The 11,109-nt window shown below is 65.8% G+C and carries 9 protein-coding genes; 5 read left to right on the top strand and 4 right to left on the bottom strand.

The window, feature by feature from the left end; genetic code table 11:
* Positions 1-26: 26 nt before the first annotated feature.
* Entirely contained in the window at positions 27-1,172 is a 1,146-nt protein-coding gene (locus RIB52_RS08225) for an acyl-CoA dehydrogenase family protein (protein WP_350174806.1), read from the bottom strand.
* A 106-nt stretch (positions 1,173-1,278) separates the two neighbouring features.
* On the opposite strand from RIB52_RS08225, the gene RIB52_RS08220 reads away from it, so the two are divergent.
* On the top strand, positions 1,279-1,677 hold the full coding sequence (locus RIB52_RS08220; protein WP_350174804.1) for a hypothetical protein: 399 nt from the start codon (positions 1,279-1,281) through the stop codon (positions 1,675-1,677).
* 61 nt (positions 1,678-1,738) lie between these two features.
* Here the strand turns inward: RIB52_RS08220 and RIB52_RS08215 are convergent, their stop codons facing one another.
* From RIB52_RS08215 to RIB52_RS08205, 3 genes are all read right to left on the bottom strand, one after another.
* Positions 1,739-2,137 carry a RidA family protein gene (locus tag RIB52_RS08215; RefSeq protein WP_350174802.1) on the bottom strand — a complete coding sequence of 133 codons (399 nt, stop codon included), beginning with the start codon at positions 2,135-2,137 and terminating at the stop codon, positions 1,739-1,741.
* A gap of 11 nt (positions 2,138-2,148) precedes the next feature.
* Positions 2,149-2,505: an I78 family peptidase inhibitor gene (locus tag RIB52_RS08210; RefSeq protein WP_350174800.1), complete on the bottom strand. Its 357-nt coding sequence runs from the start codon at positions 2,503-2,505 to the stop codon at positions 2,149-2,151.
* 66 nt (positions 2,506-2,571) lie between these two features.
* A complete protein-coding gene (locus RIB52_RS08205; RefSeq protein ID WP_350174798.1) occupies positions 2,572-4,065 on the bottom strand; it encodes a CoA-acylating methylmalonate-semialdehyde dehydrogenase in 1,494 nt (497 codons plus the stop codon).
* Positions 4,066-4,310: 245 nt separating this feature from the next.
* On the opposite strand from RIB52_RS08205, the gene RIB52_RS08200 reads away from it, so the two are divergent.
* The 4 genes from RIB52_RS08200 to RIB52_RS08185 all read left to right on the top strand — a co-directional run.
* A complete protein-coding gene (locus RIB52_RS08200; RefSeq protein ID WP_350174796.1) occupies positions 4,311-5,471 on the top strand; it encodes an efflux RND transporter periplasmic adaptor subunit in 1,161 nt (386 codons plus the stop codon).
* Between the two features lie 7 nt (positions 5,472-5,478).
* Positions 5,479-8,676, top strand: a complete 3,198-nt coding sequence (locus RIB52_RS08195) for an efflux RND transporter permease subunit (protein WP_350174794.1) — start codon at positions 5,479-5,481, stop codon at positions 8,674-8,676.
* Entirely contained in the window at positions 8,673-10,133 is a 1,461-nt protein-coding gene (locus tag RIB52_RS08190) for an efflux transporter outer membrane subunit (RefSeq protein ID WP_350174792.1), read from the top strand. The genes RIB52_RS08195 and RIB52_RS08190 overlap by 4 nt, the downstream gene beginning before the upstream one ends.
* A gap of 834 nt (positions 10,134-10,967) precedes the next feature.
* Positions 10,968-11,109: calcium-binding protein (locus RIB52_RS08185; RefSeq protein WP_502879499.1), on the top strand; the 142-nt coding region annotated here is incomplete at its 3' end.

Genomic DNA, 11,109 nt, shown 5'->3' with positions numbered 1-11,109 from the left:
GGTGAAGCGAAGCGGGGCCAAGGCGGTTACTGCCGCAACAAGTCCCGCCCGACGACCATCCGCATGATCTGGTTCGTGCCTTCGAGGATCGAATGCACGCGCAGGTCGCGCCAGAACCGTTCCACCGGATAGTCCTGCAAATAGCCGTAGCCGCCATGGAGTTGCAGCGCGCGGTCGACGATCGCCGAGCCGCTGTCGGTCGCGAGCCGTTTCGCCATGGCCGAAAAGCGCGTCTTGTCGGGCGCGTTGTCGGTCACTTTCGCCGCCGCGAGATAGAGCAGGGCGCGCGCCGCTTCGAGGTCGGTCGCCATGTCGGCGAGGGTGAACTGGGTGTTCTGGAACTCGGCCACCGGCTGGCCGAACTGGGTGCGCTCCTTGGTATAACGGATCGCTTCGTCGAGGCAGCGCTGCGCCCCGCCCAGCGAACACGCGCCGATATTGAGCCGCCCGCCGTCCAGCCCCTGCATCGCGATGCGGAAGCCTTCGCCCTCCCCGCCGACGACATTCTCGGCCGGCACACGCACGTCCTCGAGGATCAGCTGCGCAGTCGGCTGCGAGTGCCAGCCGAGTTTCTTCTCGTTCGCGCCGAAGGAGACGCCCGGCATGTCCTTTTCGATCACCATGCAGGTGATGCCCTTGGGCCCATCCTCCCCGGTGCGGACCATGGCGACATAGACCTCGTTCTCGCCCGCGCCCGAGATGAATTGCTTGGTCCCGTTCAAGATGTAGTCGTCGCCGTCCTTCTTCGCCGTGGTCCTGAGCGCGGCGGCGTCGGAGCCGGAGGAAGGCTCGGTCAGGCAGTAGCTGGAGATATGCTCCATCGTGATGAGCCGGGGGAGATACTTGTCCTTGACGCGCTGGCTGCCGAAGCGGTCGATCATCCACGCCGCCATGTTGTGGATCGAGATGAAGGCGCTGGTCGAAGGGCAGCCATAGGCCATCGCCTCCATGATCAGCGCGGCTTCGAGCCGACCGAGACCGATCCCGCCCGATTCTTCCGAGACGTAGATCGCTCCGAAGCCCAATTCGGCGCTCTGCGTGATGACGTCGCGCGGGAAGATGTGCTTTTCATCCCATTCGCCCGCCTTCGGGGTGATGTTGTCGGCGGTGAAACGCTGCGCGACCTCCTGGATCGCGAGCTGGTCGTCGGTGAGCTGGAACTGTCCTGTCATGGTCCATGCCCTTAGCGAGCGCCCGGGGACAGGGGAAGAGGCGGGCGAGCCGCGCGGCCTTGCGGATTTTGCTAGTCCGGGTGAGGGCGGCGCGCGTATCTTGGGCATGGCCCGAACGGATGCTTCCGACAAGACCGCCCGCCTGATCCTGGTCTACAACGCCGATGGCGGCGTGCTGAACGCGCTGAAGGACGCGGCTCACAAGATCGCGCGGCCCGCGACCTATCCGTGTTCGCTGTGCGCGCTGACCTATGGCTGGGTGGCGATGCATTCGGACTGGCGGCGCTTTTTGTTCCGGCTGCCGCTGGAGAAGGTTTTCCTCCACCGGGACGAGGCGGCGAAGAAAGGGCTGGCAGAGGAATGGCCCGCAGTGCTGCTGGATGCGGGGCAGGGCGTGCCCGAAGTGCTGGTTCCGGCGTCGGAGTTGAACGCGATGCAACACCGCAGCGAGCTGATGGCGCTGCTGTTGGAGAGATTGAAGGACACCGGAATCGTGGCGCGGTAGGATTGGCTCCGGGCGTTTCCAACCGCCGAAATCCAAAAATGGCAAAAGCGGATGAACTAAGTCAACTTGCGCCGGGCGCACCGATGACGGCCTCGGCCTCGATCTCGACCTTCCATTCGGGGCGGCACAGCCAAGCGACGCCGGCCATGGTCGCCGCCGGGGGATGCGCGCCGAAGAAGCGTTGATGGACCGCGCCGACCGCGTCCTGGTCCGCCGGGTCGGTCAGCAGCATCCGGGTGCGCACGAGGTCCTTAGCCGAACCGCCGAGCTGCTCGATCGCCGCGACGATGAGGGTGAGGCAGCGCTCCGCCTGCGCGGCGGCATCGCCCGGCGTCGTGGTCCCGTCCGGCTCGATCGGGCCGGTCCCGGCGACGACGATCCGCTCGCCCGTCCGCACCGCTCGGCAGAAGCCGAAGGCGCTTTCGTAGGGCGAGCCGGAGGATGCCCTTTGGCGGCCCATGTCCCCGGCGCTCATCCGCAGGTGATCGCCTCGATCACCATGTCGTCGTCATAGCGCACGTTTACCCGATCGACCCGATAGTCCATCGTCCATGCGCTGCGCGGCGGGCCCCAGCGCAGCGTGCGTGCACCGCTTTCGGCGAGGATGCGCGCGCCGATTTCGGGGGTCGCCTTCTCGCCGATAAGGTCCTGAACGGGACCGGCATCGCAGACCCTTTGCCCGGGTTCGACCGGGTTCGGGGCCGGGGCCGGGTTCGGAGCCGGGTTCGAAGCCTGGGCCGGGTTGGGGGCAGGCTCGGCCGTGGCGCAGCCCGCAGCGGCCAGGGCGGCAGGGGCGGCAAGGGCAACAGGGACAAGGCGGCGCATCATGCTCTCCTCTTGCCCCCACCACTGCCACGAACATGGCATCCCCGGCAAGGACATCCGCGTCGCCGGTCACCCCATGGTCGGGATGACGAAGGCGTTCGAGCCGTCGCCGCCGCCATCGGGCCAGCGCTGGGTGACCTTCTTCTTCTTGGTCCAGAAGGCCAGCCCTTCCGTGCCGTATTGGTCGATATCGCCGAAGCCCGAACGCTTCCACCCGCCGAAGCTGTGATAGGCCACCGGCACCGGGATGGGCACGTTGATCCCGACCATGCCGACATTGACGCGGCTCGTGAATTCGCGTGCGACATGGCCGTTGCGCGTGAACAGGGCGACGCCGTTGCCGTATTGATGTTCGGACGGCAGGCGCAACGCCTCCTCGAAATCGGCTGCGCGCACGATCTGGAGGACGGGTCCGAAAATCTCCTCCTGATAGCTTTTCATCTGCGCGGTGACGCGGTCGATCAGGGTCGGGCCGACGAAGAAGCCGTTCTCGTGCCCCTGCAGGGTGAAGCCGCGCCCGTCGATGACGATCTCGGCGCCTTCCTCCTCCGCGACATCGACCCATTGCTCGATCCGGGCCTTGTGTTCGGGCGTGACGACGGGGCCGTAATTGGCATCCGGATCGCTCGACACGCCGATGCGCAGTGCGTGGATCGCGGGGATGAGCTTTTCGCGCAGGCGTTCGGCCGTGTCCTCTCCCACCGGGACCACCACCGGCAGCGCCATGCAGCGTTCTCCGGCAGAACCGAAGGCCGCCCCGGCAAGGTCGTTCACCACCTGATCGAGGTCTGCGTCGGGCATGACGATGCCGTGGTTCTTGGCCCCGCCGAAAGCCTGCACCCGCTTGGCGCGGGCATTGCCGTTGGAATAGATGTAATGCGCGATGTCGGACGACCCGACGAAGCTGATCGCGGGGATGTCGGGATGCTCGATGATCGCATCGACCATTTCCTTGTCGCCGTTGATGACCTGCAAAAGCCCCTCGGGCGCGCCCGCTTCGAGGAACAGTTCGGCAAGCCTGACCGGCACGGATGGATCGCGCTCGGACGGCTTGAGGATGAAGGCATTGCCCGCCGCGATGGCCATGCCGAACATCCACATCGGGATCATCGCCGGGAAGTTGAACGGGGTGATCCCCGCCCCGATGCCGAGCGGCTGGCGCATCGAATAGACATCGATCCCGGGGCCTGCCCCTTGCGTGTATTCGCCTTTCAGCACCTGCGGGATGCCGCAGGCATATTCGATCACTTCAAGCCCGCGTTGCACGTCGCCCTTGGCATCGTCGACGACCTTGCCGTGTTCGCTCGACAGCATTTCGGCGAGGCTCTGCATGTTCGCCTCGACCAGCTCCTTGAACTTGAACATGACGCGGGCGCGTTTCTGCGGATTGGTCGCCGCCCAGGCGGGCTGGACGGCCTTCGCCGCCTCGACCGCGCGATCGAGCAGCGCCGCATCGCCGAGGGCGACTTCGGCCTGGACTTCGCCGGTAGAGGGGTTCCACACCTTGTGCGTGCGCGTCGGGGCGGGGCTGTCGCCGGCAATGAAATGGTCGATCTGGCGCATTGGGCTTGGTCTCTTTCCTGCTTGGGTCTGTCCTTGACGGGGCAAATGCAACCACGCCGCCGCGCTGGCAAGGGCCAGCGGCCTTCTCAAAAGTGGGGAGGGGACGGTCAGTGCGAGTGGCGCGCGGCCGATAATACGGTTCTGGTGTTGCACCGTAACATTTCTCGGCTAAGGATCACGGTCTGCGTGACGTTCTTCGATGCGGCCCTGCGGCCGGAGCGGGTCGTCTTTGGGGGGGACATGGGATGAGGATGTCAGTCTCGGGCGCGGGTCTTGCGGTTTCGTTCGCCCTGCTCCTTGCCGCCTGCGGCGGCACCGGACCGAGCGAACCGCCTCCGGTCCCGGTCCGGGTCCAGCAAGCCGCAGCCCAGGACAAGCCGCTCTTCGCCGAATATATCGCCGAGATCCGGGCGGGAAGCGAAGTCGCGGTCTATCCGCGCATCGGCGGGACGATCGTCGCGCGCAATTTCCGCGAAGGTTCGATGGTGCGCAAGGGACAGGTCCTGTTCGAAATCGACGCGCAGGAATACGCGTCCTCGCGCGATGCCGCCCGCGCCCAGCTCGCCGCCGCAGAAGCGCAGGCGGCGCGCGCCAACGAGGACGTTGCACGCTACGAACCGCTTGTCGCCGAGGATGCGATCGCGCGGCAGGTCTACGATAACGCTCTGGCCACCGCCAAGGCGAGCGCGGCACAGGTCGACGCGGCGCGGGCAAGCCTCGCCAATGCCGAACTGACGCTGTCCTATGGCAAGGTCCGCGCGCCCATTTCGGGCCGGATCGGCAAGGCCGCCGCGAGTGTCGGCCAGCTGATCTCGCCCGGCCAGATCGAGCTCGCGCGGATTTCCGATGCCTCCTCGCTCGATGTCTATTTCAGCCCGAGCGAGGAGGAAATCCTGCGCTATGCCCGGATCGGCAAGGAAGAGCGCGGCAATGCGGCTTCCGAGATCCGCCTGATCCTCGCCGACGGGACCGAATTGCCTCAGCTCGGGACGATCGATTTCGCCGATCGCGCGGTCGATCCGACCACCGGCAGCTACAGCCTGCGGGCGGTCTTTCCCAATGCTGGCAGCATGGTGCGGCCCGGCCAGTTCGGGCGCGTGCGGATACAGATCCAGACGCGCAGGGACGCGGTGATCGTCCCCGACCGTGCGGTGACCGAGCAGTTCGGGAGCTATTTCGTCATGGTCGTGGGCGAGGACAATACGGTCGAGCAGCGCCGCGTCGAGGTGGGCGCGCAGGCAAGCGGCGACTGGATCATCGAAGAGGGGGTCGAGCCGGGCGAGACGGTGATCGTCGAGGGGCTCGCCAAGGTCCGCCCCGGCGTGGTGGTCCAGCCGGTGCCGATGGGTGCGGAAATCCCGCTGCCGGGTGCGGGCGGCGCGGGCCCCGCGGCGGCGAAGAAGTAGCAGCGCCATGGCCAGGATGTTCATCGATCGTCCGGTCTTCGCGATCGTCATCGCGCTGATCCTGTCGCTGGGCGGCTATCTTTCGCTGACCGGTCTCCCGGTCGCGCAATTCCCCGACATCGCCCCGCCGACGGTCAGGATCACCTCGGTCTATCCCGGCGCGAGCGCACCGACCGTCGAGGAGGGCGTGACGGTCCCGATCGATTCGCAGGTCAACGGGGTGACGGGCATGAAGTCTATCCGCGCCGTTTCGGGAGCGGACGGGAGCTCGGTCATCACCGTCCAGTTCAAGCTCGAGACCGATCCCGACATCGCCGCCGTCGAGACCCAGAACCGGGTCTCGCAGGTGACTCCGCAGCTCCCTGCAGAAGTCAACGATATCGGCGTTTCGGTAAAGAAGGCATCGTCCGACACGTTGATGTATGCCGCCTTCTATTCGCCCGGCAACGCCTATGACCGGACGTTCATCTCGAACTATCTCGACAACCTCATCGTCGACGAGCTCAAGCGAGTCGACGGGGTTGGCGATATCGCGGTTTATGGTTCGCCTTTCGCAATGCGCGTCTGGCTGCGTCCCGACAGGCTCGCAGCGCTCGGCCTGACACCGATGGACGTGGTTGCGGCGGTGCGCGAACAGAACGCGCAGGCCGCGCCGGGATCGGTCGGCCAGCCGCCCAACCGGACCCGCAGCGGCTTTCAGTATTCGCTCGAATTGCAGGGCCGCATCAACGAGACCAGCCAGTTCGAGAACATCGTGCTGAGAAGCGGCGATGACGGTTCGCAGGTGCGCCTGCGCGATGTCGCTCGGGTCGAACTGGGCGCGAAAGGCTATGCCCAGGAAGCCGCGCTGAACGGCCGTCCCGCGGCCGCCATCGGCGTCTCGCTGTCGCCTGGCGCGAATGCCTTGGCAACGGCGGAGGAGCTGAAGGGCAAGCTCGAGGCGATGAAAGCGAGTTTCCCGCCCGATTTCGATTACGAGATCGTCTACGATTCGAGTCTGTTCGTGGAGGAATCGATCGCCGAGGTCGCGAACACCCTGCGCGATGCGCTGATCCTCGTCCTGCTTGTCGTCTTCCTCTTCCTGCAGAGCTGGCGTGCGACGTTGATCCCGATGCTCGCCGTGCCGGTGTCGCTGCTGGCGACGCTGATCGCCTACCAGGCGCTCGGATTTTCGATCAACACGCTCTCTCTGTTCGGCATGGTGCTGGCGATCGGGATCGTGGTCGACGACGCCATCGTGGTCGTCGAGATGGTCGAGCTGAAAATGGAGAAACTCGGCCTCTCCCCCCGCGAGGCGACGCGCCAGGCGATGGACGAGGTGTCCGCCCCGATCGTCGCGACGACGCTGGTGGTGGCTGCGGTGTTCGTGCCGATGGCTTTCATTCCGGGCGTGAGCGGGCAGCTTTACAAGCAGTTCGCGCTGACCATCGCGGTCTCGACGTTGTTCTCCTCGGTCGTCGCCCTGACACTCACCCCGGCGCTGTGTGGCCTGCTGCTGAAGCCGAAATCCGAGCATGGCGAGAGCGACAATATCCTCACGCGCTTCTTCGCCAGATTCAATGCGTGGTTCGACCGGCTGACCGCGCGCTATGACGGATTTATCGGCCTGACGACGCACAGTCTCAAGCGGGTCGCGATCTTCCTCCTGCTTGTCATCGGGGGGATCGTGCTGTTGTTCAGGGCCACGCCGACGGGCTTCGTGCCGGATGAGGACGTGGGTGCCTTTTTCGTCCAGGCAATGCTGCCCGATGCCTCGAACACGCAGCGCACGGGCGAGGTGCTGGACGATTTCACCAACAAGCTGCGCGGTCTCGAAGGGGTAGAGGCCGTGATGAGCATTTCGGGTTTCGACGTGCTTTCGGGTACGGCTGCGCCCAATGCCGGCCTTATGGTGGCCAAGCTCGCCCCGTGGGAGGAACGCGGCATGGCGACCTCGGCCCCTGCGCTGATCCGCAAGGCCAACATGCTTGGCTATGCAACGCCCGAGGCGCTGCTGTTCGGCTTCGGTCCGCCGGCCCTGCCGGGCTTCGGCGCGTCCTCGGGCTTCTCGATGATGCTGCAGGCGCGCGCCGGCCAAAGCCCCAAGGAACTGGCCGACGTGACGCAGGAATTCCTCGCCGAGGCGAGCCGCCAGCCAGAGATCGGACGCGTTTCGACCACTTTCAGCGCGGGCACGCCCAATTACCGGCTCACCGTCGACCGCGAGCGGGCCAAGGCGCTGGGGCTCCAGCTGACCGACGTCTACCAGACCCTCGGCATCCTGCTCGGCGGGGCACAGGTCAATGACTTCACCCGCTACGGAAAGAATTACAAGGTGATGGTCCAGGCCGACGGGAACTACCGCGAGGAGATCGACGGGCTCGGGCTCATCAATGTGCGCAGCCGGACGACCGGGCAGATGGTGCCGCTGTCTGCGGTGGTGGGCATCGACAAGGGCGCATCGCCCCGTTTCATCGCGCGTTACAACCTCTATCGCTCGGCCGATCTTTCCGGCTCGCCCGCGCCGGGCTATTCCTCGGGCGATGCCGTGGCCGCGCTCGAGAGGGTGGCGGCGGACGTTCTGCCTGCGGGCTATGGCTATGAATGGTCGGGCGTCACCGCCGAGGAGGTCGAGACAGGCAATTCGGCCAGTGTCGTGATGGCGCTTTCGGTTCTGGTCGTGTTCCTGTTCCTCGCCGCGCTCTACGAGAGCTGGTCGATCCCGGTCGCGGTCCTGCTCGCCGTGCCATTCGGCGTGCTCGGGGCGCTGGTCGCACTGCAATTGCGCGGGCTCGATTTCAACGTCTACGGCCAGATCGGCGTGGTCACGCTGGTTGGCCTGTCGGCCAAGAACGCGATCCTGATCGTCGAATTCGCCAAGCAGTTCCGCGAGGAGGGCAAACCCATCGCCGAGGCTGCGCGCCTGGCGGCGGTGCAGCGCCTGCGACCGATCCTGATGACCTCCTTCGCCTTCATCATGGGCGTGATCCCGCTGCTGATCGCAAGCGGCGCGGGCGCGGCATCCAAACAGTCGGTCGGAACGGTCGTGTTCGGCGGGATGCTGGCGGCGACGATTCTTGCCGTGCTGGTGGTTCCGGCGCTCTATGTCATTGTCCAGAGCCTGACCGAGCGGTTCTTCGGCGCGAAGGATGCGGATGAGACCCCGCCGCCCGCCGGCGACCGCGAGGCTCCGGCAGCGCCCCTGCCTGCGGGAGCGGCGACATGATACGCCGCCTCGCGAGCATGGCCGCGCTCGGCGCGCTGGCTGCGGCGCTGGGCGGCTGTACGATCGTGGGGGAGGATTACGACCGGCCCGAACTCGCCCTGCCGGAAAGCCATGCCGTCGCGCTTGAGCCGGGGGAAGCGCGCTCGGCTGCGAATACGGCCTGGTTCGAGCTCTACGACGATCCCGAACTGCGTCCACTGATCGAGGAAGCGCTCGAGGACAATCTCGACCTGCAGCAGGCCTTCGCGCGGATCGAGGAAGTCCGCGCCCGCCTGCTCGTTGCGCGCAGCGGCTTTTTCCCGCGGATCGACGGTTCGCTGTCGACCGGCGCGCAGCCGCAGGCCGATTCGAATGACGGCGTGTTCACGCTCGGTCTCGTGCTCGGCTGGGAGATCGACCTGTTCGGCAAGATCCGCCGCCAGAACGAGGCCGCCCGCGCGCAATTGCTCGCCTCCGAGGCAAGCCGCGCGGCGATCGTCACGACCATCGTCCAGCAAGTCGCCGCGACTTGGCTGACGATCCGCGAGTTGCAGGCGGAAGAGGCGATCCTTGCGCGCAATATCGAGATCCAGAGCCGCGCGCTCGATCTCGTCGAGAAGCTCCATCGCCAGGGCGTCGTCTCGGACAGCGAGGTTCAGCAGGCCACTGCCCAGCTCGCCGGCACACGCTCGCTGCTGCCGCAGGTGGTGCAGGCGCGGTTGGTCTCGGAGAACCTGCTGACAGTCCTGCTCGGTCGCTATCCTTCGCAAATCGAGCTTTCGCCCTTCGATGCCGAGCGGCAGGCGCAGGGTATCGGCGCCTATTTCCTCCCCCCCGGCGTGCCGAGCGAGCTGTTGGCGCGGCGGCCCGACGTGATCGCCGCCGAACAGCAGCTTGCTGCCACGACGGCGCTTGAAGGCGTTGCGATCGCCAATCGCTTTCCCTTTCCCACCATCGGCCTTGGTAGCCTTCTCGGGCGGACCTCGACCGAACTCGGTTCGCTGTTCGACGATGATGCGTCCTCCTCGCTCAATTCATGGGGGCCCGAAGTGCGCCTTCCGATCCTCAATTTCGGGCGCGATCTCGGCAATGTGAGAGTCGCGCGCGCGCAGGTCGAACAAGCGCTGATCGGCTATCGCCGCGCGGTTCAGGGCGCGCTGTTCGACGTCAATTCGGCGGTTTATGCATACCGCGCGGGCGAAGCGCAGATCGAACCGCTCGCCGACCAGCTCGCCGCTGCGCAGCGCACGCTTTTCCTCCAAGACCTGCGCTTTCGCGGCGGCGTGGTGAGCTACATCTCGGTGCTCGACGCGCAGCGGCTGGTCCTCTCCAGCGAGCTGTCACTGGCCCGCGCACGGCTCCAGCGCGACCTTGCTTTCGTCGATCTCTACCGTGCGCTCGGCGGCGGCTGGTCGCCCGAGGATACGCCCGACATTGCGGCTGCCGGCGATGCCGAGGACAGGGATGCGGAACCCTGAAGAAATTGCGATCGGCCTGGAGAGGCGAACATATATTGACCGCCCGCGAGGTTATCGTAGCAATGGGCGAGCGCATTTCGCGGCAGCGGTATCGCCCGGTCGAAGCTTCGATGGCCAGGCCGAAGATTACTCCGCCCCGGCGCAATGCGGGTGTAGCTCAACGGCAGGGCAGAAGCTTCCCAAGCTCGCGAAGATCGCAGAATTCTGGGCTCTCCGGTGTAAACCCGACAGGAAGCGCCCCGCTTCTTTTCAATAGGTTGCGAGACCGCTGTAAACCGCGAGCGCACTCGCGCACATCAACGCCGAGTGGGTATTGGACTCCGAATGCGGACAGTCCGCTAACGGCTCAAACTCGCCATTTGGCCCGGCCCATATCCAAGTTCACCATTTGGGCGGGACGCAGACTGCGTGCTCTGTGCGGTTCAGGGATCAGAAGCGGCCATTCAACAGCCGCCTCCTTTGCAGCTGTTCGGGTATGGCGTCATCGGAGCGGTGTCTCGTTGCGGCTTGGCGGCTGTGGGCAAGGGGGGCGGATGCGATGGGCTTTTGGGCGCGGTCGCGGCCGCGGCCTGGGTTTCGGCTTTAAAGTCCGTTCGGTCACCGCCTTGTGGTCGTAAGCCGCCGGTTCCAGGGCATGGGCGTGCCCGCTCGTGCGAAGGCCGGGGCGACAACGCAAGGCTTGCGCCTTTCGCAAAGGGCCATGCGCGCAATGCGCGCAATTCCCTCAACTTCCTGTCCGACGGCGCTTGTGCTTCGCGGTGGGCTTGATAGGTATTCCGTGGGGCGCATTCGGAAAAGTTAGTTAACGAACCAGGTTTTTTTGGGGGGTAATTCATGGCAGATTTTACCGGCACGCCGGGCGACGACGTGATCGACGGCAGCGAGCTTGCCGATACGATTGACGGCGGTGCCGGTAATGACACGCTCAATGGCAAGGGCGGCAACGACACCGTCAATGGCGGTGAGGGCGACGATA

The sequence above is a fragment of the Erythrobacter sp. genome (genome assembly GCF_040217515.1).
Taxonomy (GTDB): domain Bacteria; phylum Pseudomonadota; class Alphaproteobacteria; order Sphingomonadales; family Sphingomonadaceae; genus Erythrobacter.
The sequence above is the reverse complement of the archived record's forward strand: the minus strand, read 5'-3'. Positions and strand labels throughout refer to the sequence as shown.